Raw genomic sequence first — 26,742 nt, forward strand, 5'->3', positions numbered from 1 at the left:
GGCGGGTTTGAACAAATGTTATCATCAATAGCGGAATGTAAGTCCATAAACCCGCCCCTACATGGGAAAATAATTAGTCACGACTATTGAAAAAGGGCGGGTTTGAACACATTTTATCATCAATAGCGCAATAAAAGTCCATAACCCCGCCCCTACATGGGTAAATAATTAGTCACGACAATTGAAAAAGGGCGGGTTTATGGGCTTTGATTACGCTATTGATGATAACATTTGTTCAAACCCGCCCTTTTTCAATTGTCGTGACTAATTATTTACCCATGTAGGGGCGGGTTTATGGGCTTTGATTACGCTATTGATGATAACATTTGTTCAAACCCGCCCTTTTTCAATTGTCGTGACTAATTATTTACCCATGTAGGGGCGGGTTTATGGACTTTTATTGCGCTATTGATGATAACATTTGTTCAAACCCGCCCTTTTTCAATTGTCGTGACTAATTATTTATCCATGTAGGGGCGGGTTTATGGACTTTCATTGCGCTATTGATGATAACATTTGTTCAAACCCGCCCTTTTTCAATTGTCGTGATGTAACACAAGTTTGTAGCATTACGCCTAGAACTAAAGTTCTGGCTAAAAGCTTAAACCCGTTAAAACGGGTTAAAATACTTACCCAGTCAGCTCGATTCTTACTTGAGCTTTTAGCAGGAAATTTATTCAGAAGTGAAGGGTATCACAGCATAAATAAACTTTTGTAACAAAGCCTTGACTCTGGAGCAGGAATCCTTCAACCTGCTAAGATAATCTAAATTAAACCGAAAACTCTTAGCGCCACTCAAAGCTGTTAGCGCAGCTCTGAGCAGCTAACCCCCAAACTGCAATACCCAGTCTGGAAGCTAGAAGAAATACTAACACTCCTCTAGCCACTCCGACTTCTTATGGCAACTTGTGCGGGGTGGCTAAGACTTTGGGTCAATTGATTTAGAGTTGAGGATTTGAGCGTTTTTATGGCAAAAAAGCCGATATCGCCACAAATCCAACATCAACTGTCCTAAATCAAGCCAACGCTACCGCAAATACCCAAATCAGGAGTGATTTACCATGTCTCGGAACTTGATCACGGCTGGGATAATTGATCCTCGCCAATTTTCTCTGGATGAAGTACGCCATCAAGTCGCTACATTTCTTAACATTCCCCTCCAACACATCGATCGCGTCGAATGCTGGCATCACCAAATCTGGGTCAAGCTAGTGGAATCCCGCGCTATCTTTGTCAGTTATCGCAACTTGCCCCTGTGGATTGAGGCTGGATTAGCGGCGATTGGGCGCTGTACCTCTCGTTCCCAGCTTGATGAATTAGGGGAAATCTGCCGCCGTGAACGCGACTGGTATGATCAGCATGACCAACCTGAAGCCGTGCAACCCTGGCGTCAGGCGTGGGCAAAACAGGCTGAATACCTGAGAAACGAGGAAGAACACCTGAAACCCATTCGCGCCCATCAGGAAGCCGGAAGGGATTGGTATGGGGCTTGGGAACGGGTACTCTACTGTTGCCGAGAGTTTAGCCGACTTCAGGGATTAGCCCCAGAAATAAATCAACAAAGTCAGGATTTTCAGGATTTACCTGAGATTATCCAAAAGATGCAGCAATTGTGGCATCAGCGCTGGCAAGAACTATCGGGTGCGATCGCTTAGTTATATCCCCGACTTCTTCAAGAAGTCGGGGATATGCAAAACTAATTTTTTCAAGTACTAGAATAGTATTTATAAATCAGCTTTGCGACCAAGAGAACTTACCCAAGTAAGGAGGAAATCTATGGTTACAGTTGCACAAGCACCCCCCAGTGAACGCGCTCAATTTATTCAGAAAACCTACATGCATCTGGCTGGGGCGGTGGGAGCGTTTATTGCTTTAGAGTTTATACTCTTTCAAACGGGCATAGCCGCCCTATTAACCCAGTTTGTCACGGCAAGTCGGTTTAGCTGGCTGGCGATTCTGGCAGGTTTTGCGGTACTCGGTTGGTTCTCCAGGGAGTTAGCGGCTAAGGCGGATTCGGTCAACACTCAGTACGCTGGATTGGGGATTTACGTTGTTGCGGAAGCCCTGATTTTTGCCCCGATTCTGTACATTGCAGCTTATTTCTCAGATCCCACTGTTATCCCAACGGCGGGAATACTCACCCTTCTCATGTTTGCTGGTTTAACCGCCGTTGCTTTTACTACAGGCAAAGACTTTAGTTTTTTGGGTGGTATCTTAAAAGTTGGTGGATTAGTAGCCTTGGGACTAATTATCTGTAGCGTAATTTTTGGTTTCACCTTGGGCTTATTCTTTTCCGTGGTTATGGTTGCTTTTGCTTCCGCCGCGATTCTCTACGATACTTCTAAGGTGATGCATCATTACTCATCCCATCACTATGTTGCAGCTTCACTAGAATTATTTGCGTCAGTGGCATTGCTATTCTGGTATTTGCTGCGGATTGTGATGGCGCTATCGTCTCGTCGCTAAACCGATTCTATCCTATTACCTGATTCTATAGCTAAGCGTGAGATTACTATTTTAAAAAAATTATTAGTAGTGTCACGCTTACTTTTATCTGATTGGACAAAAAAACAGGAGATAATTGGGGAAAATAAGGAGTTGATACTTGTTAAAATTATTTGGTATAGCGGACAGAATTTAATCCAACCATTTAACCTATTTGAAATTAGCTTTGGCTTTACTTTTTGTTCCCTAAGTTTTTTTCAATTATTCGGATTGCAAGCTGCAAAAGCTCCCATATCGATAAAATTACAAAACTATTTATTATACCTTGAATAAATACAGGTATTGATTGCCATAAACTCTCATTATAAATAAAAATAATTTTAATAATAGCGATTGAAAACAAAATAAAAATATATCTTTTGATCAATTTTTCTTTGATTAAGCGAAGTGGGGAAAGTCGAGCCAATAAAAGAAAAAAGTGATAGATTTTATGCAATAAATTGACAACTCTGGAAATCTGATTTTTATTCCTCCTAATAAACCCTTCTGCGGTTTTGACTATTTTAGGATAAAGAATAAGCACAACAGACAGAAATAGTATGAGAATCAGTAATACTAATTCAAGAGATGTCATAGTTTTAGTAAACTTAAGGCAAAATCTATTTCACATTCAACCGATTGCGGATCAGGGTTTCCGTCATCTGAGCAAGCTGATCTAACTTCTCTTTATTCTCCTGCGCCCGTTTCTCATAGTCTTTCTTCCGGACAATTGCCGCCCGTGCTAAGTCTTCCCGATTTTGTTTCAGCGCTTGAATGGCAACTTTCTGCCAAGCGCTTATCTCCCGCACATCTCGATTATATTGCGGTTGCAGCGTATTCCAGACTCCTTTAATATCGGCTAAGGCTTTCGTTAATAACCGATTAGCTTTCTCGGGATCTTTCTCTTGTAGCGCTCGTTTAATCGGTTCGTATAAGTTCTCAGTATTCATCTGAGTAATAATCGGAATAAAATTTTGAATTTGCGGACTTTTACTGACGCCAGTTTTACACCAGACAGCAAAGTGTTCGCAGTTATTAGATAGCAGGTTATAGCTTCGTTCACCTAAACGACTCTCAGCACGGCGAACGACTACATCCGGAATAAAATGAGTGGGATACTGTTTAACATAGATTTTTCCACCTCTAGCAAATGTCGGTAAAGAGGTGCGTTCAATGGTTTCACTGGGTTTGCGGTAGTGGATAACCGTACCGTCGCCACAGTCAATCCCATAATGTTTGTAGACGCCTTGTCGGTTGAACAATTCTCGATAAGCGTAAATTAGATCGCCTCGTGCCATATTTGCCTTTTTTTATTTGTTTACGTCATTTTTCATTGGTTATACTCGCTGTCGCCAGAAGCAAGCTACGTCATTCGTTCTTTGTTTGATAAATTTCACCGTCAAGAAAAGCGTAAACGAGTGCGGATTGATGTTTCGATGTCCCTCAAGAGAGTAAAATCGAATGGGAAAGCCTATTACACTCCAGAATGAGCCAAATTTCTCCATCAACCTTGACGTCTGCCCCTCTCAACCCGCTTAAGCAACCCACAGACTGGTTTTATGCCTTGTGGAAGTTTTCTCGTCCTCATACGATCATCGGTACTACTCTAAGTGTATTGGCATTGTATGTGATTGCTTTAGCGATTACCGACGGTGCGATCGCACTCTCAAATTTAACTCAACTCCTGGGTACTTGGATATCCTGCTGTTGCGGTAATATCTACATTGTGGGACTCAATCAACTCGAAGATGTGGAAATTGACCAGATTAATAAACCTCATCTTCCCATCGCGGCGGGGGAGTTTTCCAGAGGACAAGCTAAACTGATTGTTACCATAGCTGGACTCTGTGCGCTGCTGTTAGCCCGGATACTGGGAGGATGGTTATTTCTCATGGTTAGCGTCAGTTTAGCCATTGGTACGGCGTATTCCTTACCACCGATTCGGTTGAAGCGGTTTCCCTTTTGGGCTGCACTTTGTATCTTCTCAGTGCGAGGTGCTGTAGTCAATTTAGGACTATTCTTGCATTTTAGCTGGGTATGGCAACAGGGTGAAGCGATGACGCCAACGCCTGCGGTGTGGGGATTGACGTTATTTGTTTTGGTTTTTACTGTCGCGATCGCAATTTTTAAGGATGTCCCGGATATTGATGGAGATAAGTTATACAATATCACCACGTTCACGATTCGACTGGGTAAGCCAGCGGTGTTTAATATCACCCGATGGATTATTACCCTCTGCTATTTGGGTATGATTCTCGGTGGAGTGTTACTGTTTGACGTGGTTAACCCGCTTGTCTTGGGGATAACACACTTGGCGGCTTTAGTTTTGGTTTGGTGGCGTAGTCAGGATGTAGATTTGCAGGATAAAGTCGCGATCGCCAGTTTCTATCAGTTTATCTGGAAACTGTTCTTTTTGGAATATCTGATGTTTCCCGCCGCTTGTTTATTAGCCTGAAACACTGATTACACGGATTTATGGGGGAGATTTGGGTGGGAGGTGAGAGGTTAGTTGCACTGATTACACTGAGAGGTTAATTCTCAATCAACAGACGATGATTTGATTGTCAGGAGATTATTTAGTTGTCTATGTCAATCTGTGTTACTTAATCGTTAGTTTCCTGTCGGTTTGATTACAATCTGTGTAATCTGTGTTATGCCATAGTAAGTTTTGTGTCTGTGTCATTAAAATCTGTATAATCTGTGTTTGATTTAAGTTGGATAGCGGCTACAGTCGTTAGTGTCGGTTTAGTAACGGTTATTTTTTTGATGGGTAAGACGATCGCGATCGCGTCGTTGTTTCAAAAGGGGATCGCCCTTTATCAGCAACAGGATTACCCCGAAGCGGAAACGGTGTTTCGTCAAGTTATTCAGAAACAACGCAGTAATGATATGGTGCGCTTACTGCTGGGTAATACACTCCTGGCACAAAATAAATGGGATGAAGCGGTAGCTGTATTCCGGGATCTAATCGCGCGATCGCCAAAAACGGTGGATGGGTATGTCAAGTTAGCCCAAGCGTTGATTGCACAAGGTAAACTAGAGGAAGCAATGTCGGTGGTTCAGCAGTTGATCCAGCGCTATCCTCAGAACACAGAAATTCCTTTCAGCGTCGGTTTAATGCTATCAAATATTAATCGACTAGAGACGCTAATTGAGTCGTATCAGACGTTGAGTCAGCAGTCTCCGGAAAAAGCTATTTTACGTTTAAATCTAGCCAATATCTTGATGATTCAAGAAAATTGGCAGGCGGCTATAGAAGAGTATCGGGAAGCGATTGCCCTCAATATTAAAAAGCCACAAGCGTATTGGTATTTAGGAGATGCGTTGAGACAAAAGGGTCAATTGGATGAAGCCCTAAGCGTCTGGCGACAGGCAATTGTCCGTTATCCGAATGATCAGGAAGCTCAGCTAAGAATTCGACAAGCGCTAAAAGAACAAGGTAAATTTGGATAAAAGGGACCCGAAACCCTATCATGTCTGATCAAGATATCGTTCTCAATGCCAAGACATACAAGTCACTCCAAGCCGAATTAACCGATCTGCGATCGCGTGTGGCGCAATTGGAAGCAGCAAGAATGCCAGAACCGACTCAAGTTGCCCAGCAAAAGGCGCTGTTGGCTGTGGTGACTAAAATTCGGGAATCTCTGGATTTGGAGAGTATCTTTAAATCAACCGCCACCCAAGTGCGTCAACTGCTGAATGCGGATCGAGTGGGGATGTTTCGCTTTGATCCAGAGTCTGGCTGTCGCCGTGGGGAAGTTGTCTCTGAAGATGTAGTGTCGCCGTTTACGTCAGCTATCGCCACCAAAATAGAGGATGACTGTTTCGGCGAAAGACATGCGACTCATTATCAACAGGGGCGGATTTGGGCGGCTGAAGATATTTATGCTCTGAATTTACCTGATTGCCACATTGAAATTTTATCACGTTTCCAAGTTCGAGCCAACTTGGTTGTGCCGTTACTCAAGGGGAATCAGCTTTGGGGGTTGTTGTGTATTCACCAATGTTCCCATCCCCGTCAATGGCGCAGTGATGAAATAGAGTTTGTCCATCAAATTGCCATTCATTTAGGTGTGGCGTTGCAGCAAGCGGAGTTTGTGGCTCAACTGCAGATGCAGTCGGAGTTATTGACGAAAGCGGTTAATCAAGCGGTTGAACGAGAAAAAGCAGTTGCAGCGATTATCGATAAGATTCGGCGATCACTTGATATTAATACCATATTCCAGACGACAACTCAGGAAGCACGGCAGTTGCTGAATGCGGATCGGGTGGCAATTTATCGGTTTAATCCCGATTGGAGTGGTGAATTCGTGGTTGAATCGGTGGCTGAGGGCTGGAAACCGTTAGTCCAAGAGCAATATCAAGATCCCCAGTTATGCCAAAATATTAGTAATTGTAGTATTACATCCTTAGCCAATCCTCAAATTATTGATACCTATCTCCAGCAAACTGAAGGCGGGGACTTTATTAAAGGGGAAGTTTTCCGGGTTTGTCGCGATATTTATACAGCCGGGTTTTCAGATTGCTATATTCAAAGCTTAGAACGCTATCAGGCAAGAGCCTACACAATTATTGCGATTTACAAAGGTAAAAGCCTCTGGGGACTTTTAGCCGCGTTTCAAAATTCAGCCCCGCGATCCTGGGATGAGACAGATATTAATTTTTTGGTGCAAATTAGTGCTCAATTAGGGGTAGCGATTCAACAGGCTGAACTGTTAGGTAAAGCCCAACGGCGATCGGCAGAATTGCAAACCACACTGGAGGCGCAATTACAACAACGGGCGGATGAGTTAGCCCAGGAAGCGGAACGGGAAAGGGCGTTAGCTCAGGTTATTGATAAAATTCGCCAAACCTTAGATTTAAATACGATTTTCCAAACGGCGGCTACAGAAGTCCGGCAATTGTTGGATGTTGAACGAATTGCCATTTATAAATTCCGCGAGGATTATTTCGGCGATTTTATTTTTGAATCGGAAGCAGGAGATTTACCCAAACTGGTGGGGAGTGCTTGGGATGATACCTATTTAAGTAAACATCAAGGGGGTCGATTACGCCAGAATGAAGCGTTTTTTGCTGATAATATCTATAAAGCCAATTTAACCGATTGTCATATTGAAAGCTTAGAATCATTTGGGATTAAATCCTTTGCGGTTGTGGCGTTATTTAAAGGGGAAAAACTATGGGGAATGCTGAGTGCTTTTCAACATAGTAAACCCCGCCATTGGCAAGAACGGGAAGTTAAGTTACTTATGCAAGTGGCAGCCCAATTAGGGGTAGCATTGCAACAGTCGGAATATTTGGAGTTATTGCAAGCGCAAGCCGTCCAGCAAGCCAAGGCTGCTGAACAGGCGCGGGCATTAGCACGGGTGATTGAAAGTATTCGTCAAACGTTAGATATTGATCAGATTTTTAGTACGACGACCCAAGAAGTCCGGCAAATTCTTAACTGCGATCGCGTCGTAGTTTATCGATTCAATTCGGACTGGAGTGGAGATTTTGTCTCTGAATCTGTGGCATCCGGTTGGTCGCCCTTAGTCGGTTATGAGCTGACAAGCGTTTGGTCAGATACCTGTTTACAAAAAAATCAGGGCGGGCGATTTAAAAATCATGAAAATATTGTCGTCAATGATATTTACCAAAGGATTTACTCGACCTGTCATGTCAAGTTGTTAGAGGTATTTCATATCAAAGCTTACTGTTTAAGCCCGGTTTTTGTCGGTGACAAGCTGTGGGGATTATTGGGAGCGTATCAAAACTCCAGTCCCCGTCACTGGGACGCCGCAGAAATTAGTTTACTGACACAAGTGAGTAATCAGTTAGGCGTAGCGCTACAACAAGCCGCCCTCATGGCTCAACTCAAAGATGCCAAGGAAGCGGCTGATGCGGCGAACCGGGCTAAAAGTGAGTTTTTAGCGAATATGAGTCATGAACTGCGGACTCCCTTGAATGCGATTCTGGGTTTTGCCCAAGTGATGACCCGCGACTCGACGTTAACTCTAACTCAACAGGAGTATTTAGGAATTATTGCTCGCAGTGGTGAACATTTACTCACACTGCTCAATGATGTACTAGAAATGTCTAAAATAGAAGCGGGTCGGATTACACTGAATGAAACCAGTTTTGATCTGTATCGCTTACTCAAAAGTTTAGAAGAAATGCTTCAGCTAAAAGTGGCTTCCAAGGGCTTACAGTTAATCTTTAATTGTGACCCAGAGGTTCCCCAATACGTGCGGACGGATGAGAGTAAGTTACGTCAGGTTTTAATTAATTTATTGGGGAATGCGATTAAATTTACAGATGAAGGGAGTGTCACCTTGCATGTAGAGACGTTGCATGCAACGTCTCTACATGGCACGTCTGGGAACCAATCTGTAGGGGCGAGTTTGACGGATAACGTTACCCCTTTGCACAGACGCGCCATGGCGCGTCTCTACGGGGAACGGGGTATAATTGCCCAATCCCCAATCCCCAATCCCCAATCCCTAATCACCTTTGAAGTCGAAGACACGGGTTCAGGAATTGCCCCAGCCGAACTCGATACCTTATTTGAAGCCTTTATCCAAACAGAAACCGGGCGCAAATCTCAAGAAGGCACAGGATTAGGTTTACCGATTAGCCAGAAATTTGTCCAACTGATGGGAGGAACCATCGCCGTCAGCAGTGTTTTGGGTCAGGGAACACGGTTTCGGTTTACGATTAAGGTTAGTCCGGCTCAAGCGGCTGATATTGAGAGCCAAGAGTCTAAACGGGTGATTGGTTTAGCCCCCAATCAACCCACCTATCGGATTCTGATTGCTGATGATAAATGGGAAAGTCGGGTATTGCTGGTTAATCTAATCGCACCGATGGGGTTTGAGGTACAGGAAGCGGAAAATGGACAGCAAGCTGTTGAACGTTGTCAGAGTTGGCAACCTCACCTGATTTGGATGGATATGCGGATGCCTGTGATGGATGGTTATGAAGCCACTCGTCGAATTCGCCAATCGTTGCAGGGTCAAGCCACAGTAATTATAGCCTTGACTGCCAGTGTTTTTGATAAACAGCGATCGGTTGTTTTGTCCGCAGGCTGCGACGATTTCGTTAGCAAGCCGTTTCGGGAAGAGGTTATCTTTGAAAAAATGGCGCAACATTTAGGGGTGCGTTATTTGTATGCTGAAGCTGAACCTCTCTCTCTCACATCGCCGGATACGCCGCCAGCACCCTTGCAGGAAACTGCCCTACAAGAGGCGTTGGCACAAATGCCGATTGAATGGCTGGCACAACTGCACAAAGCTGCACTCAGCGCTAGAGAGAAAGTGATGATTCAGCTTATTGCCCAAATTACTGAGGAGCAAACCTCTCTGGCTCAAACCTTAACCCAATGGGTTAACACCCTTTCTTTTGATCGCATAGTGGATTTAACACAGCCCCTCCTTCATGAGTGAACGTCAATCTCAAGCCATCAAGGGAGACATATTAATTGTCGATGATATCCCTGATAATTTACGTATTTTGTTTACCATGCTGGCGAACCAAGGCTATGAAGTTCGTCGGGTTATTAGTGGGAAACAGGCACTGAATGCGGTTAATACTGATCCGCCGGATTTAATTTTGCTAGATATCAAAATGCCGGAAATGGATGGGTATGAAGTTTGTCAATGCTTAAAAGCCGATGAACAAACCGCCGAAATTCCGGTAATTTTCTTGAGCGCTCTTGATGAAGTCTGGGATAAAGTGAAAGCCTTTGAAGTGGGTGGCGTAGACTATATTACTAAACCCTTTCAACTCGAAGAAGTAATCGCACGGGTTAAAACCCAACTAACTTTACGCCATATTCAACAGCAACTGCAAGCTCAAAACGCCACCCTAGCAGAGGCAAAAGAAGCCGCAGAAGCCGCTAACCGAGCGAAAAGTGAATTCCTGGCAACCATGAGCCATGAAATCCGCACCCCTCTAAATGCGGTGATTGGCTTAACCGGAATTTTAGAGAATACGAAACTGGATACCCACCAACAGGACTTGGTAGAAACGATTCGCCAAAGTGGGGAAACACTACTGATCACAATTAATGATGTGTTAGATTTTGCCAAGATTGAGTCGGGTAAACTAGAACTTGAATTCAAACCCTTTAATCTACGTGACTGTCTGGAAACCGCTGTTGATCTGTTTGCGCCCAAAGCCCTGCAAAAAGGATTGGAATTAACTTATTTTATTGACCCAGAAGTCCCTTCTACTCTGATTGGAGATGTCACCCGCCTGCGCCAAATTCTGATCAATTTGTTGAGTAATGCAATTAAGTTCACTGATGTGGGAGAAGTTAGCGTTTCAGTAAAGGTTGAACATTGCTATGTCACCGATTCGACTCAAAACCCGGATAGCCATACCTCGCCGACTGTTTGCCTTATGTTTTCGGTAAAAGACACGGGCATTGGTATTCCGAAAGACCGTTTTAACCGTTTGTTTCAACGCTTCAGTCAACTGGATTCTTCCACCACTCGCCAGTATGGTGGCACGGGACTAGGTTTAATTATTTCTAAACAATTAAGTGAAATGATGGGGGGAGAAATTTGGGTAGACAGTACCTTGGGTGAGGGGTCTACTTTTTCCTTCTGTGTTGTTTTAAGCGTAGATCAAGATGCGTCTGAACCGAATGTAACAACTCCTCAACCTCAGCTTGCGGGTAAACGAGTTTTAATTATTGATGATAATCCGACAAGTTGCCAAATTTTAACCCAGCAAACCCAATGTTGGGGCATGATTGCCCGAAGTACTCAATCGGGGAATGAAGCCCTGGGTTGGCTCAATCAGAAAGAAGCCTTTGATCTGGCAATTATCGATCGGCAAATGCCAGAAATGAACGGGCTAACTCTGGGTCTGCAAATCCACAATCAACCGGGTTTTAAACAATTGCCTTTGGTATTATTAACGCCTATAGGAAAATTGACGACGAAAACGTCTTTAATTGAGCGTCATTTTGCTGCTTGTTTACCTAAGCCGATTAAACTTGGGCAACTTTATAATACTTTGACTCAAGTTTTAGGAAGGCAAGCGACTGCTATTAAGTCTCAGCCTGATTCACCAAAATCTGGAGATTCACCTCTTGCCCTACAGTTGCCGTTACGGATTCTTTTGGCTGAAGATAATATAGTCAATCAAAAGGTAGAATTGTTGCTGTTAAAACGTTTAGGTTATCAAGCTGATTTGGTTAGTAATGGTCAGGAAGTTCTTGATGCCATCTCCCGTCAATCCTACGATGTAATATTGATGGATATACAGATGCCAGAAATGGATGGCTTAACCGCTACCCGTTATATCTGCCAAAACTATTCCCAGCGCCCTTGGATTGTGGCTCTAACAGCTAATGCGATGCAGGAAGACCGAGAAACGTGTTTAGAAGCGGGAATGGATGATTATATTAGTAAACCGATTCGCCAAGCCGATTTGATTCGCGTTTTTAAAACGATTCCTTCGCGCCAAGCACCAACACCCTAGTTACAAACGCAAAATTAAATAATCAGTTACACTCTCAATTAAATAGAAAGGGTTTGACAGATACAATCATCCGCTCTAACTGAGTTTTGTTATGTTTGAGAAGCTCATGTCCCCACAACTCATTCGTGTTATCCGAACAGTCTTGTGCCAGAACGTCTCCATTTTCCTCAAAACTCTTGTTGATGTCTCGCTTTAGATTCTCAGGTTCAGATTGCACTCCCAGAATGAATACTCTTTCTTTTAGATTATCTGGAATTTGACTCTGTGCGTAACTCAACCGATTTTCACGGTTATCAAAGTCAATCAGCAACACCATCATTCGTTGCGGAAATTTTCGCATTGTCGGCACATAATCATTGATGAATTGTTCCACAGTTCTTTGCCAACCACCAGCGGGTGGCAGGACTTGAATAGCACGAGCATTAAGGTTGGGAGATTGAATATGGCAGCTAAGACCATAGCGCAAATAAAAAAGCATTTTTCGCCGTCAGATAAGTCTTTAAATTCAACATTCAGATTTGCACTATTTGCTTCAAATCGAACAATCATGCTTTTGGAATCTTTGCCAATTAATTCATTCAGAAAATCCTGAATGTCTGGCATAACGTCTCGGAGATATCTATCAACCCGTGCGTAAGCAGCAGGATAGCGACTGAGTAATCCAGAAACCCACTCTCCAAAGTTTGAGCCATCTCGCCTTGGCTCCAAGGTATCGCCCTTGGAATCTCCTGTCATAAAGGGTGGGATTGGGGCTAAAATGATCATGCGAGCCAGCCAAGTCTTGAAAACATGAAGTGGATCAGTCTCTGATTGCTCCTGAATTACGGGAAGCGCAACAAGATGCCAATCTAACCGAAACTGAGCCTCACGATTTTGGGCGCTGCTGTAAAGAGTGACTTGGGCTTCTTTTCGAGAGTAAATTGGCTCTCCTGAAACGAGCAATTGCTCTTCAGAAACTCGCAGCTCTCTAAATTTTTGATTAACTCAAAGTTTTCTAGGCATCTGAAGTTGTGTACATATAGTCTTTGCAGCATAACCCAATGATTCTTAGCTGTTTAAATTGAAAGAATTTGTGAGCAAATGTACTCATGGTAAACGATATTGATTCACCCACATTCCGATTTTTACACTATTCCTTTGCCCAACGCCTAATTTAGGGAGGTGGGGGCTAGACATCCAAGGCAGTTAAGTACCAAGCAGCTTATCCCAGAACGTGAAGTACAATCCATAGTGGACAGTGTACTGGCGATGATGTATTGAATGATAGGTTGCCCCGATAAACCACTTCCCCAGCCAGTGGTGAAGAAATGATGAGGGAAATATCTCGAATCCCAGATGAGACACTACTGCCCATATTGTCATCGTAATCAGTGCCGCCGCCAAGGTGATGAAATGGAGCGGGACGATAAAGATTATCGCTACAAAGAAGAGTGATTGTATAATTGCCTCTGGTAAATCAAATGCGAAGGAACTCCACGGGGTTGGTTCTCCCGATCGGTGGTGTCCAGAATGCATCCATTTAAACAGCAAAGGGTGGTGAAAAAGGCGGTGAATAAAGTAAAAGTATGTATCCTGAAGCACAAGCACCGCAACAAAACTAACTCCTATATACCACAGTCCATATTCATCTGGGTTAGTATAGAGGAGCGTTACTCCCAAACCGTACTCTGATAAGATTAGCGCTGCACAAAAAGCAAAAACAGTTGCCGATAAAACCGATAGTACGATATCATTTCTGATGGAATCATTCATCAGTGGCTTCAGACGCAAACTGTTTTTGGTGAGGGACTTTCCCAGAACGAAATAAAAGAGCCAATAGGCTCCCCCAGCAATCAGAAAGTATCGGACAAGAGTGACTCCAAAGAAGACTAAGTAATAATACTCAAATGAGTGGTTTGTTAACTCCTTCGTAATTTGCAAGTTTCCTCCTTTTTATTTTTAAATCCGACTTCAGCTAATTGAATTCCCCTCAGAGCCTTTTTCAAAGAGATATATGTTTAATGTTTAATCAAACTATTGCCATTGACGCTATCATCAATGACTTACTTATAATCTCACATTTAATTAATTAATAAAAAATGCCCACAGATAGATTTTGGGCATCCTTTGGTCTCCCCCTTTTGAAGGGGGACGGGAGGGGGATCTGAAGGGGGACGGGAGGGGGATCTGAAGGGGGACTTTGATCTACTGTACTTTATGGAGAGCGCAAAGCGCTGTATCATGTCCGGTCAAATCCCCCTAATAAAAACGCCTGAAACCCTTGTTATTAAAGCATTGCAAGTATGGACAACCGTCAGGACACGATATGACTGCTTTAGATGACGGACTAAAATTATACCAAAGGACGCCCTAAGTAGGGCTTGTTGAATAAGTATTGGGGAGATGGGGTGAGGGGGTGGTGGGAGAGATGGGGGAGATGGGGGAGATGAGGAAGATGCTGCTTTTAGGCTTGCATGGCAAGGTTTTTGACCGTTTAGGCATCAAAACGAAAGCACTGGTTGGGTCAAAAAATGGCTTTCCACCCTTGTGTGGTATACCATCTACACTCATGCAGCAAGCCCTACTTATTGAATACTTTCCTCTCCATAAAAAGCGGCTCTATCTACAGGAGACCATGGCTGAAGTTTGCTGAGTAAGGCGGGATCAGGTTGAATGCGCTGAATTTGCCCTTCTACTTTAGGACTATCGGGTCGGAGGGATTCTCCGCAAATGAGTAAAAACGACCACTGATAGGTCTTACCAATTTCCAGAGTTGGTGCATCAATGGGTAGTTTAAAGCTGACCAAACCTCTCTGGTTAGGAAGTGATACGGTTTTTTGGTAGAAATACTCTTCTGTTTCATCCTTGAGAATAAATACAGCGTCTTGAGCCACTGTTGGTGGGATGTAAACAAAAAATGTGGGACGTTCGGCTACCGTGAATCCATGATTTGTAGCTAATTGGAACGGTGTGACTGATGTTCCCAGCTCACTTGTGTCATTGGGACAGACACCACCATCCCGTGAGGCTCCCCCGGCTGAATCTTGGGGCGCTCCTTTCCTGTCGGGAATAAAGGTCGCACTGGCTGTTTCGGACAGGGGTATGGTTTCAGCACGTAATGATACTGCTAAACCACTAACCAGTAGCAGCTTTAGGAAAAGACCTACTGACAAAAATGCAAGAGGTTGAGGTGTATATTTCCAAGCCATGATAAAAAACCCTCGTGAAGAAGAATGAGTTGTAGTGCATCACAGGGATTTTAAGCGGCATCCCATAACAGACAGACAAATAAAACACGCATTTTACTAAATTAATGGCAACTTGTCTATTTATTTTTGAGAATACCAATTCCCTAGTAAAGCAATTGAAGAATGAGAGAGTACCTACAACCCTGGATGTGTCGCCCCGGTTAACACTTAGTTTTTATCGCCGAGTGTGGGGTCATACCCCTTAATTATTATTAATACCCAGTATACTATCATAACGTGGAATGAACCGTGCCTATAAACATAAATTCTTCACGTTTGTCAATATTTAGACAATAGGTAGGGCTGACTGCAAAAACCGGAAACCCTTAAAAATAAAGCTTTTGACAACGATTAAAGTTGATTTAGTGCAAGCTTCTCAGCCTCGATAGATAAAAAATCCTACCCAATAGCGAGCGAGACTAATAGCAAGCAAGACTAATAGCGAGCGAGACGCTCGCACTACTGTTCCCCTCTGCCTTCTGTCATTCAGGGAATAGCCTTTGCGTCAAAGCCAATTTCCGACTAAGACAAAGGGTGCCCAGTAAAAGGGATGCTGATAATTCGGTTGACGTAGGAGAGTGAGTTGAGCCTGACGCAGGGCTTGGGCTTTACTGACTTGAGATTGGGTGAGTTGTCGATAAAACTCAACCATCAACTGAGCCGTCGATTCATCATTAACTGACCATAAGGTTGCTAGAGTACTACGAGCGCCCGATCGCACGGCTAATCCAGCCAGTCCCAAAGCGGCTCGCTTGTCCCCTGTCGCCGTTTGGCAAGCACTGAGAACCAGCAGTTCAATGGGGTTGGCATTCTGTCGCTGTCTGGTTTGCAGGAGTTGATCCAAATCTTTCACCTTGATGCGACTATTCCAAGTGAGCAGAAATGTGTTCTCGGCTTTGGAACTAAACTGTCCATGAGTCGCTAGATGAACCACTGGGAACGGAGTCTTTTCAATTTGCTCAGTAAGCGTTTGATGGGTAAACTGTTGATTTAAAAGGACTTTAGTCGGAATTTGGGCAGCGATGTTTTCCACTTCCAACTCCACGGCGGGGAGAGCTGGAAAACCGTCCCGCGCCTCGGTGAGTCCAGCAGTTAAGGCTTTCAGTTGTTGGGGAAGGAGCGATCGCGGCTCGATCAGTTGTAATCCTACGGATAGCGCGATATTGTAGTTCTCGATCAAATACTGCTGTCCATCGTAGAGCGCCGCCATGGGCAGATTCCGTAAGGCATCATCCAAAACGAAGACGAGGGTTTTAATCTCATTCTCTTTTAACTCCGGTTCAATCGGTCGGATCAACCAATCATAAAGTTGTTGGGACAGGCGTAACCGTTCTTTAGTAGACCACACAGGATTTAAGGCTTGTAGAAGTTGCTCAATGGTGCTGTCGATTTGAGTCTCAGTTACATCAGTTTGAAAATAGCGCAGCGGTTTTCCGGGTAGGGAGACAATCACGGCAAAATGATCAGGCAAAATAATTGGGTAAATGACCGAAGCTTGGGGATCAATCTGATCAATAGCTTGGCGTTGAACTTGCCAACAGGCTTCCCGAAAAAAGTTCTCTAATTCCGCTAATCTCAGGGATTCAATGGTTTCACGCGCTTGGGTGAGCTGCTCTGGTGTGGGCTGATTGCTTAAGAGCAATTCCACCAAATTGCGATAAATGGGTTCAACGGTTTCCCGAAAGGAAAATTGCACATCAGGATTAATCGCCACCAAATCACGGCGTAGGGATTGCAGGGTATGAACGGCTTCCCGATTTGCCGCGATCGCGCCTGTCAGATTACCTTGATGTTGGAGTATCTGACTCAGTTGCCATTGCCAACGATAGGCGATTTCAGTGGCTTGTATTCCTTGCGCCAAAGTTAACGCCTTCTCCGTTAACCCTCGCGCCTCTAACCACTGCTGTGTCTCCATATAAAGATGTCCCAATTGACCCAAGGCGTAAGACTCGGCTCTTGTATCATTAAGCTGTCTGGCTTGGTGGATCGCTCTAGCTAACAATTGTGCGATCGCTCGTCGTTGCGCTTGTAGTTGCGCTTTAGCGCCTCCAGGATTAGGGATCAGGGATTGAGACATTCTACCCTGTTCCCTAGGTAGAGCAGCTTTAGTCAACTTAGCGGCGTCTTGGGTAACGTTATTATCCCTCAACCCCACCCCTACAGCTCGGCTTAGAGACGTTGCATGCAACGTCTCTACATTGCTCCCCATTTTTATCAAACTCTCAGCGAAATTCACTTGAGCATAAACCGCCGCCCGACTTAGAGGTAAACTAGATAATTCAGCCTGAACTTGAGGAACTAAAGCTTGAGCATCTGTCCAATTTTGGGTTTCAATCAGCAGGCTGAGTTGGTTGAGTTGGGCTTCCACTTGGGTAAGAGTAGTGGTTGCTGTTGAGGCGGCTTGTTGATAATAGGCGATCGCGTCTTCAAATTCCTGTAACGCTCTAGCTGTATTTCCCAGGCTAAATAGCGTCGCACTTTGGTCAGCGACTGCATCCAAGCGCTGAGTTATTGCCAAACTTTGCTGCAAAACCTGTTGTGATTCCTCCAGATTACCCACCACTTGCAACGCGACGCCCAAACTCCGTAATCCGGCGGCTTTGAGTAACGAATCCGGCTGAGTTTGAAGCTGGGTTTCCATTCGCTCTAAGGTAATCTGCGATCGCCGATAGAGTCCCAACGCTTGTAGAACTTGGGCTTGATTAATTTGGCTCCCGAATACACCCGTTTGATCCCCCGCGTCTTGATACGCCTGTTCTGCCTGTTTCCAGGTATCTAAAGCCGCTTCCATTTGTCCTTGGGCATAGTGGAGACTGGCTTGAGTATTCAGTAGTTGGGCGAGGAGGCGTTGATGATTGGAAGTGGGTTTGAGGCGATTAGCGACTAGATTTAAGCTTTGGGTAATCGTTTGTTCCGCCTCATGCCATTGTCCCAACTCTTGATAGGCTAAAGAAAGATAACTTAAACTCAGAGCATGGTGGATGCGATCGCCTTGAGCTTGGTACGCTTGCATCGCTTGTTGCCAAACCCTAATCGCTTGCCAAAAGCGTCCCGCTGCATAGAGGGCTTTGCCTTGTTCGAGTTGAGTTAAAGCCTTGTCATCCTCCTGAACTGAGTTTATATCCTGTTCCCTGTGATACTGTTCCCGACTCAAGACTTGAACCTGAGTTGATCCCGTAAGCGGTATCGACGGATGCTGCGCTTGGGTGGGAAAAACCCACATTATCAGGAACAATGTGAGTAATCCTAACCCGATACAGCGACTGAAAACCTTGAGGCGTGAGGAGAATATCGCTATTTTTTGAGTTCGCGATCGCCTTATAATTGTTTTGAGTCTGATGCGAGGCAACAATGTCATAATATCCAGTCCGATAGCATTGTCATTGCATCTTGGTGAAGGGGTAGAAGGTAATGCTTTTAATGCTCCTGTACCAATAACTATGGGTATGATAGGCAACAATAAAGCTGGACATGATCTGAGGGAAAGGATGAAAAAGTTTTGAGTAATACCAAATCCGGTTTAACTATCCCCTTTCTAATCCAGTCCGCGCAGGCGGACTTTGTTTGTGTAGCAGCGATTTTAATCGCCATGACAACATGGTGATTACTCATTTAAGCATGTTGCTGATTTATACCAGGAACTGTGGGGAGTAACGTCAGGAACATGAGCCACTAACTCAACCTGACCTTGGGAATTAATGATCCATCCTTGAGCTTCTACAATGGGGGCGCGATGATCAGAAGGAGATTTTTCCCCGACTTCCCCATCTTCCCCATCTCCCTCATCACTCAACCCTAAAGTCCGTAAATCCTGCCAAAGGGTTCGACCTCGCAGGGTTTGAGTTGGGTCTTCGGGTAAACCTCCTCGTCCAGTTACCACAAAGGAATTGCCTTGCTCCACATCGCAAGCTGTAACAATTTGGTTATTGGATTCAATAAAGTTTTCCGGTAACCGGACTAATCCCTGATTGGGATCAATATCCTCTATGTTGATATTGACAATCCCTTTAAACTCAGCTCCAAGTGCTGATGTCGCCGTAATATCACTCTCTGGAGTTAGCGCTTCTCGAAACTGCGTACCAAAAATACCAAACGCATTAACCGTAACCCGACCCCCTGCTCCCGCTTGAGCATTAGCACTAATATCGCTATTGTTAAGTGCTACTAAATTACCCGTATCAATTCTAATATTACCGCCATTAGCATTTTCAGCATTCGTGCTGATTTGGCTCTGATTCTTTAGCAATAAATTCTGCGTTTGCAGCGTAATATTGCCCTCTGTCCCCGCTCGCGTTGTCGCTGAAATTGTACTACCGTTTTTTAACCAAATTAAATCAGCATCAACTCTCAAATTCCCTGCGGCGGCTAACTTTTCCCCATTGACCGTGACTTCTGCTCCATCTTGGATGATTAAACGTCCTGTCTCAATCGTTACATCTCCCGCTTCTCCCAATACCTCAGTCTGAGGCGGTGGAATAAAACTACTGGGAACAGAATCAGACGATGCATCGGAGCGCAAACTACTGGGAAACTTACCATCGGCGGAAATACCACTCAGTTCCACAGATTCTGATGCTCTAACCACTAATCGTCCCGCCCGCCCAGCATTTTGCGTGGTGGTTGAAATCACTCCGCCATCACGCAGGACTAATCGCCTAGTATAAACCTCAATATCCCCCGCCGCGCCTTTGCCAAAACTTTGTGTATTCAAACTACTCAATTCTAGACCATTCGCCGAAGTGCCAATTAGTTCCACACTCTCTGACGCCTGAATCTTCACTGTTCCGCCTTGAGCTGCACCTAATGTAGAAGCACCAATTCCCGCACCATCCTGAATCGTTAAGTGTCGAGTTTCAATGATCACATTTCCCGTGGCTTGAGTCGCATCCTCAAACGCATTAGACGCAATAGAACTTTTGAATCGACCATCAGGTGTTGTACCCATTAGTTCAATGGAATCGGATGCTTGAATTAGTACATTTCCGCCACGCCCTGCATCAAAGGTAGAGTTAAATATTCCACCTCCTTCGCTAGCCCTTAACTGTCGGGTTTGTACGGTTAGTTGACCTGCATCTCCCTGACCATAACTATCAGCAAATAGTTCTGAACCCACCAATTCCACCGATTCAGACGCCCTCACCATCATATCGCCGCCTGAACCCGTGCTAAAGGGAGAGGTGGAGATAAAACCACCCTCTTGCAAACTTAATGTTTCCGTATTAATAATTAAGCTATTTGCCGCACCAGAACCGAAACTTAGCGAAAATAGACCCGTACCCAACTCCGGAAGGGTAATTGTTTTCTCATCAAAAAGTGTATCTAATACCTCTTGTAGATTTCTTATGCCAATAATTTCCACTGATGAAGCATTGACCATCAAGCGACCAGCCGCCCCATCACCAAAGGTAGACGCCGAAACAAAAGCGCCCTCTTTTAGGTTCAATTGGTCAGCTTGAATCGTAATATCACCGCCGTCAATATTACCTTCGGTATTCGCCAGAATTTGTGACGCTTGCGTCAGATTCACCTGAGCGCCTCGAACTTGAATAAAACCGCTACCTGTACCACTAGCGTCTACGACTGATTGCTGGGATAGGTTAATATCTTGGAAATTTTTCACTTGTTCATATCCCAGAGTGAAACCATTAATCGTTGGCGTAATCTGGACAAAACTATTCTCACCAACACTACCTAATTCAATTCGCCCTTGGGGTGCTGTCAAATGTCCTCCCGGAAACCGCAGTTCGCCACCGACTAGGGCTAAGGTTTGACCTGAATTTACTTGTAAGCCAGCAGTCGATTGATTGCTGATTGGAGCCGGATTTGAACCAAACTGCAAACCCATTGGTACATTTATTGATAATAAGGGTGGGGTTGAGGAATTGGTGGCACTAAACTCTCGCCCATCGGGAAATTGGATACTATTGGCTGTACTCGCTAAGAAGGAGCCACCAATATCAAGTTTGGCATTTGCACCAAAGACAATACCTTGAGGGTTAATTAAAAATAAATTAGCTGTATTGTTAATTTGAATTGTGCCATTAATTTGTGATGGGGTATTCCCGGTAACACGGCTGATAATATTTTGGACATCCTGATTAATCGTTTCTAGGTTAAACCAGGCTGTTGAACCGTCAGTAACCGAAAACTCATCGAAACTGTGGAATAGATTATTTCCTACTCTTGTTCCGTTCAGAATCTCACTAATATTACCATTTTGAATGACGCTTGTATCTTGGGGCAATGTGTCATCAGGTATAACTTGGGCGTGACCCATATTACTTAAAAACAGTAAGCTGCCCAACAGACTACCTGTTAAGAACAGTAATCTAATTAATCTTTGCGGAATAAAACTGCCCATAGCTGATTCTTAATTTAAGTCATGATTTAAGTAGGTTGGGTTGAACGGAGTGAAACCCAACAGGATCAACTTAGCTTCTGTGGCAATACTGTTCAGATAAGTGCTAAATTTAATTTTTCCTTCCCCTAATACTCTATGCTTTGTAGTATTGGCTTCTGTTGGGTCGAGGTACGAGACCCAACCTACTGTTCTATTTAATAACAATGAGATGTTTTGGATGACTTTAGCCCCCTCAGTCTATTATTAGGCATATTCGCCACCAGTTCGATATTACCATTGCTATCAATAACCCATCCTTTAGCCTCCACAATAGAAGAACGACGAGAGGTCAGGTTTTCCTCTGGATGGATTTCCTCTCTTGACGAAGGAGATTGCTGTCGATTTTCTCCATGTTCCGTCTCCTCCAGATTTTCTTCATCAAAATCCAAAGAACGCAAATCTTGCCAAAGGGTGCGACCGCGCAAAATTTGACTGGGGTCTTCCGGTAATCCACCGCGTCCAGTCACGACAAAGGAATTTCCGGTTTCAGCGACACAACCTGTGGCAATTTGCTCACTGGGTTCAGTAAAGTTTTCCGGTAAGCGAACTAATCCCCGATTCGGGTCAATTCCCTGAATATTTAAAGTGACTAGACCATTAAATTGTGGTCCTAAGTCTGATGTGGCAGTGATATCACTATTGGGGGTCAGTTCATCCCGAAACTGAGTGCCAAAAATACCTTGAGCCGTAATACTAACACGACCCCCTCGACCTTGACGAGCATTCGCCGTAATATCACTATTATCGATCGCGACTAAAAGATTGGTGTCGATTGTTATATTACCCCCATCACTGTTGTCGGTATTCGTCGTAATTTGGCTATTGCGCCGTAGCAACACATTCGAGGCGTCGAGTCGAATATTTCCCTCTGTCCCCGCCACCGTAGCTGCACTAATTCCCCCTCGATTATCCAGCCAAATCGAATCAGCGATGATATCTAAATTACCAGCGGCACCCGATGCAGTCCCCCTGACGCCAATTTCTGCGCCATCCCCCACATTTAACGCTCCGGTTTGAATCTGCAAATCCCCCGCGCCACCTGCACCACTCGTATTCGCTTCAATCGCACTGGGTACGATACCATCACCAATGATGCCAAAGGAGACACGTTCGACACCGGGATCAACACCCGTCGCCACACCCACCACGGTTACCGATTCCGTCGCATTAATCGTTAACGTTCCGGCTGTACCCGCCCCCCCGGTGGCGGCGGAAATCTGAGCGCCATCTTGGACACTTAAGCGGCGCGTGATAATCATTAAATCTCCAGCGGGTGCTGTTCCCTGTTGTCCTTCTACAGTTAACAGCGATGACGAGGTAAATAACCCACTCAAAAACCGACCATCAGCAGAAATTCCCCTCAATTCCACCGTATCGGCGTTAATCATAAGATTTCCCCCTCGTCCCCCACCCGCCGCCGACGCTGAGATTTGTGACCCATCAGCAACAATGAGTTGACCTGTATTCAGGGTAAAATCACCCGCATCCCCCGCACCCAGCGTCGCTGTGAACAACCCGCCTGGAACAACGGCGTTGGCTGGAGTTCCTCTCAATTCCACCAATTCAGCGGTTACGGTTAGATTTCCCCCTTGACCCTGACTTGTACCGCCAGGACTGGTGCTTAGGGATGTACCGTCTAGCACTCTCAATTGATTTGTGGTTATGGTAAAATCACCGGCATTTCCTTGAGCGATAGTTCCTGTGGCTAACAGAGACCCACTGGTTAAATCTGCCAACTCCGAAACCTTTAAGGTTAAATCGCCACCATCACCCCCAGCCAATGCGGTGGTTAAGATAGCCGCGCCGTTCTGCACAATCAATTGGTCGGTTTCAATGGTTAAATATCCAGCATCACCCTGTCCACCACTTACGCTAAATAAACCATTACTAGGATTAAGGGGGTCAAATGTTCTGAATAGAAGCTGCCGTGAGGGTTCTAGAGGAGTTGTGCCAGTCACGTCTACTCGGTTAGCCTGAATGGTAAGATTGCCTCCTGCACCTGCACCAAATGTAGAGGTAGACGCAAAGGAACCTTGTTGCAGTTTTATCTGATTTGCCTGAATATCAATTCCATCCCCGTTTATATCACCGAAGGTTTCCGCCACTAGGTTTGAGCCTTGAGTCAGGGTGACTTGTCCCCCCCGCACCCGAATTGTGCCACCACCTAAACCATTGGTATTGACGGCTGTGGCATTGGTTACGTTAATCATGCCAAACTGTTGTATATCTGAATAATCTAAGGTAAAACCTGGGGTTAGAGGAGTCAGATGAACAAGTCCAGAACTCGCCACACTCCCTAATTCAATTCGTCCTTGTTGTGCTGTTAGATTGGCTCTATTTAATAATAAATTTCCTCCCACCAGGGCTAAGGTTTGAGCCGAATCGACTGATAAGTTACTATTTGCTTGATGAATAATCGGTGCTGGATTTTCACCAAACTGTAAACCAATCGGTACGTTAATGGTGAGCAGGGGAGGGAGTTGGGGATTGGTGGTGCTGAATTCACTGCCATCAGCAAAGATGACACTATTCGCGGTACTGGCTAAAAAGGAGCCATTGATATTGAGTTGTGCATTCGCGCCAACTATAATTCCGTTGGGGTTAATCAGGATTAGGTTGGCGGTGCCATCTGCGGCAAGGATGCCATCTATGATGGATGTCTTGTTCCCTGTGACGCGGCTGATAATGGTTTCTATGTCTAGGTTTTGGGGGGTTAGTTTAAAGATGGCTTGGGAGTTGGTAGGAATAGAAAATTCCTCAAAACTGTGGAGGAGATGATTCCCGACTCGGATTCCGCCTTGAATCTCACCATTGGTAATGTTGGTGTTGGTTGAAAAGTTATCGTTATCGGGGATTATTTCGGCATTGGCTGTGCTGATGAAGATGAGAAGGCTGAGGAGAAGATTGCTGGGAATCCAGAGGAAAGGGGAATTTGGTTGGGGAAAACAATAGTTCATGATTAGGGTATATCTTTGAAGGAGTGTAGAGACGTAGCATGCTACGTCTCTACATCGGGGCGGGTTTAGTCACATCTGGGTGAGGTAAAAAATGATAATAGTAAAACCCGCCCCTACATACAACTTTCTTTCTTACTCAATCACCAATTGTCTGTACTTGTATTCCGGAATCGATGCGATCGCTACCCTTCTACCCTTCTACCCTATTTCATCTAAAAATGATAAGGGGCGGCTCATGTTGGCAGCAAAGCCGAGTATTCCGCGATCGCGATGTTCGTACAATACGTTACCGTCTGCATCAAAGAGGAAGGTTGCACCTCGCTGTGTCATGTAGGCGGGATTGGGGACATAAGTTTTCCAATGGCTTAACACTTCTACCATATTCCGTAGTCTTAAGGTGGCGAGTTCAAAGGGGCGCTGATATCCACTTCCCCCAGCAAATTGAAAAAATGAGCCTTTGAGCGGCGGTAAGGGTTTCGCCTTGATAACTTCCTCATCGCCAATAAGCTGAGGGGCGTTGCGATCGCCTCGATAACCACGAAATACTTCTGCAAGCGTACCTGGGCTACCAATCCCCGCACACATTAAGAGTAGATTCAACCAAGCCCTTTGTGAGGTAGAAAGTCCCGGAAGTTTGAGACTTAACCCAGGATAGAGGTTAAGCTGGCGATGCAATTGAGCCTCTGGATCAACAAACAACCACTCCGCCGGAAATCCGGTATACTGACAAAATTGTTTTCCCGAATCAAGATTGCCTATCCCTACTGCACGAATGGCGATTCCCTTTGCTTGCAACTGTTCAGCCTCTCGCTGTAACCAGAAGGTATATTCGAGTGTGTCAAAGTCACCGAGTTGAGACCAAACGAGTACCAGGATACGAGGCGCATTCTCGCAGTTTTCCAGGAGCGATCGCGTTATATCATCGCTGACTCGTTGGCGTTGAGTTTGATGAATAATAGCGTAGGGATTCATATTAGGCAAAATTATGATGAGTAAAGATTTTTGTACCCGTGATAACAACAACTGATACCCAATCAGAGCGCGGTTGATTTCAGTTATGATTATTTATAATGTAGACCTGTAGGAGGCATTAGTAAATGAGTCTGACTTTAGAGCGTGAAATACCACCTCTTTTTGAGGATTCAACAGGAGCGATTCGAGTCGGAAATTCAAGGGTTTTGCTGGAGTTAGTGATTCGCGCTTTTCAGGATGGTGCTTCTCCTGAATCCATTGTTCAGCGTTATTCAACACTATCGTTATCTGATGTTTATACCACAATTGGTTACTATCTCCGACACCAAGACGCTGTGGAAGCCTATCTTAACCGTCGAGAGCAGTTAGCTGAATCTGTGCGTCAGCGTTTATTGAGTGTTCAACCTGATTTAAGTATAATTCGTTCTCGCTTGTTATCTCAGCAGAAACAAGGTAATAGTAATAATAATGAAATTGCTGAGTGATGAAAACTTCCACGGCGATATCGTTCGGGGATTATTTTTGCGTCAACCTAATCTGGACTTAGTTCGCATTCAGGATATTGGTCTGCGGGCAGTTGATGATCCAGCTATTCTGGACTGGGCAGCAGCAAATGATCGCATTGTCTTGACTCATGATCGTGCAACTATGCCAAACTTTGCTTATGAGCGACTGGCAAGGGGAGAGGAAATGTCGGGGTTGTTTGTTGTTAATGATAGGATGCCAATCAGACAAGTAATTGATGAATTACTATTACTGATTGATTGTAGTCAACAGTCAGAGTGGAAAGGGATTGTACTCTATTTGCCTTTGTGAAAGTCTCGTCCTTTCCGTTCCTCGTTCTCTGTCCCCTTAATACCAAGAGTACTGCAAATTTGGCTGGTGGGTTTCGACTTCGCTCAACCCACCCTATATTACAGCAGTTTGCTCTGCTATGCGGTACATTGTCGATCCCCCTAAATCCCCGTGCAATAAAAGCGAAGCATCCTCTGGTTTCCCCCATGGAACAAAAAGCGAAGCATCCTTAGTCATCCCCCCTCTTGTAGGGGGGAACGAGGGGGGTAGGGGGGAACGAGGGGGGTAAGGGGGACGGAAGGGGGATCTGAAGGGGGACTTTGATCTACTGTACTTTATTACAGCGCTTTGCGCTGTAAGGGTTTCGGCAATCCAAAAATGCACGCTTTTCATTACCATTGCTCTTAATACGGTTCTCCAAACAACACTAATGAGC

16 protein-coding genes and 1 pseudogene are annotated in these 26,742 nt (G+C 44.7%); 8 read left to right on the forward strand and 9 right to left on the reverse strand.

The genetic code is table 11. The annotated features are described in order from the left end of the window. Positions 1-1,061 precede the first annotated feature (1,061 nt). Positions 1,062-1,655, forward strand: a complete 594-nt coding sequence (locus tag RIB93_RS08425; protein ID WP_446372157.1) for a hypothetical protein — start codon at positions 1,062-1,064, stop codon at positions 1,653-1,655. A 121-nt stretch (positions 1,656-1,776) separates the two neighbouring features. Next, a complete protein-coding gene (locus RIB93_RS08430; RefSeq protein WP_006106279.1) occupies positions 1,777-2,466 on the forward strand; it encodes a Bax inhibitor-1/YccA family protein in 690 nt (229 codons plus the stop codon). A 638-nt stretch (positions 2,467-3,104) separates the two neighbouring features. On the opposite strand, the gene RIB93_RS08435 is transcribed toward RIB93_RS08430, so the two are convergent. Then, positions 3,105-3,782, reverse strand: coding sequence for a lecithin retinol acyltransferase family protein (locus RIB93_RS08435; RefSeq protein ID WP_446372159.1), 678 nt, complete (start codon positions 3,780-3,782; stop codon positions 3,105-3,107). A gap of 188 nt (positions 3,783-3,970) precedes the next feature. On the opposite strand from RIB93_RS08435, the gene RIB93_RS08440 reads away from it, so the two are divergent. The 4 genes from RIB93_RS08440 to RIB93_RS08455 all read left to right on the forward strand — a co-directional run bounded on the left by RIB93_RS08440 (position 3,971) and on the right by RIB93_RS08455 (position 11,955). After that, on the forward strand, positions 3,971-4,939 hold the full coding sequence (locus RIB93_RS08440) for a homogentisate phytyltransferase (protein WP_446372161.1): 969 nt from the start codon (positions 3,971-3,973) through the stop codon (positions 4,937-4,939). A 245-nt stretch (positions 4,940-5,184) separates the two neighbouring features. After that, on the forward strand, positions 5,185-5,937 hold the full coding sequence (locus RIB93_RS08445; RefSeq protein WP_446372163.1) for a tetratricopeptide repeat protein: 753 nt from the start codon (positions 5,185-5,187) through the stop codon (positions 5,935-5,937). Between the two features lie 20 nt (positions 5,938-5,957). Next, positions 5,958-9,908: a GAF domain-containing protein gene (locus RIB93_RS08450; RefSeq protein WP_446372165.1), complete on the forward strand. Its 3,951-nt coding sequence runs from the start codon at positions 5,958-5,960 to the stop codon at positions 9,906-9,908. Next, the gene (locus RIB93_RS08455) at positions 9,901-11,955 is read left to right on the forward strand and encodes a response regulator (RefSeq protein WP_446372167.1); all 2,055 of its coding nucleotides are present in this window, start codon (positions 9,901-9,903) and stop codon (positions 11,953-11,955) included. The genes RIB93_RS08450 and RIB93_RS08455 overlap by 8 nt, the downstream gene beginning before the upstream one ends. 34 nt (positions 11,956-11,989) lie before the next feature. Here the strand turns inward: RIB93_RS08455 and RIB93_RS08460 are convergent, their stop codons facing one another. The 8 genes and pseudogenes from RIB93_RS08460 to RIB93_RS08495 all read right to left on the reverse strand — a co-directional run bounded on the left by RIB93_RS08460 (position 11,990) and on the right by RIB93_RS08495 (position 25,511). Continuing rightward, positions 11,990-12,295 (reverse strand): hypothetical protein, encoded by a 306-nt coding sequence (locus tag RIB93_RS08460; RefSeq protein WP_446372169.1) that lies wholly within the window; start codon positions 12,293-12,295, stop codon positions 11,990-11,992. Positions 12,296-12,399: 104 nt separating this feature from the next. After that, positions 12,400-12,933: pseudogene (locus RIB93_RS08465) on the reverse strand (AAA family ATPase); the annotation flags it as partial. Positions 12,934-13,140: 207 nt separating this feature from the next. Continuing rightward, positions 13,141-13,875 carry a sterol desaturase family protein gene (locus RIB93_RS08470; RefSeq protein ID WP_446372171.1) on the reverse strand — a complete coding sequence of 245 codons (735 nt, stop codon included), beginning with the start codon at positions 13,873-13,875 and terminating at the stop codon, positions 13,141-13,143. A 644-nt stretch (positions 13,876-14,519) separates the two neighbouring features. Beyond that, the gene (locus RIB93_RS08475) at positions 14,520-15,143 is read right to left on the reverse strand and encodes a DUF928 domain-containing protein (RefSeq protein WP_446372173.1); all 624 of its coding nucleotides are present in this window, start codon (positions 15,141-15,143) and stop codon (positions 14,520-14,522) included. Positions 15,144-15,687: 544 nt separating this feature from the next. Continuing rightward, positions 15,688-18,540, reverse strand: coding sequence for a CHAT domain-containing protein (locus RIB93_RS08480; protein WP_446372175.1), 2,853 nt, complete (start codon positions 18,538-18,540; stop codon positions 15,688-15,690). A 246-nt stretch (positions 18,541-18,786) separates the two neighbouring features. Further along, positions 18,787-21,543 (reverse strand): filamentous hemagglutinin N-terminal domain-containing protein, encoded by a 2,757-nt coding sequence (locus RIB93_RS08485; RefSeq protein ID WP_446372177.1) that lies wholly within the window; start codon positions 21,541-21,543, stop codon positions 18,787-18,789. Positions 21,544-21,737: 194 nt separating this feature from the next. Then, positions 21,738-24,539, reverse strand: coding sequence for a two-partner secretion domain-containing protein (locus RIB93_RS08490; RefSeq protein WP_446372179.1), 2,802 nt, complete (start codon positions 24,537-24,539; stop codon positions 21,738-21,740). Between the two features lie 198 nt (positions 24,540-24,737). Further along, the gene (locus tag RIB93_RS08495) at positions 24,738-25,511 is read right to left on the reverse strand and encodes a peroxiredoxin-like family protein (RefSeq protein ID WP_446372181.1); all 774 of its coding nucleotides are present in this window, start codon (positions 25,509-25,511) and stop codon (positions 24,738-24,740) included. A gap of 125 nt (positions 25,512-25,636) precedes the next feature. On the opposite strand from RIB93_RS08495, the gene RIB93_RS08500 reads away from it, so the two are divergent. Next, positions 25,637-25,996: a DUF433 domain-containing protein gene (locus RIB93_RS08500; RefSeq protein ID WP_446372183.1), complete on the forward strand. Its 360-nt coding sequence runs from the start codon at positions 25,637-25,639 to the stop codon at positions 25,994-25,996. Further along, entirely contained in the window at positions 25,980-26,327 is a 348-nt protein-coding gene (locus tag RIB93_RS08505; RefSeq protein WP_446372185.1) for a DUF5615 family PIN-like protein, read from the forward strand. Before RIB93_RS08500 ends, RIB93_RS08505 begins: the two co-directional genes overlap by 17 nt. The last annotated feature ends 415 nt before the right edge of the window (positions 26,328-26,742 follow it).

This window comes from Coleofasciculus sp. D1-CHI-01, from assembly GCF_040218875.1.
Lineage (GTDB): Bacteria > Cyanobacteriota > Cyanobacteriia > Cyanobacteriales > Coleofasciculaceae > Coleofasciculus.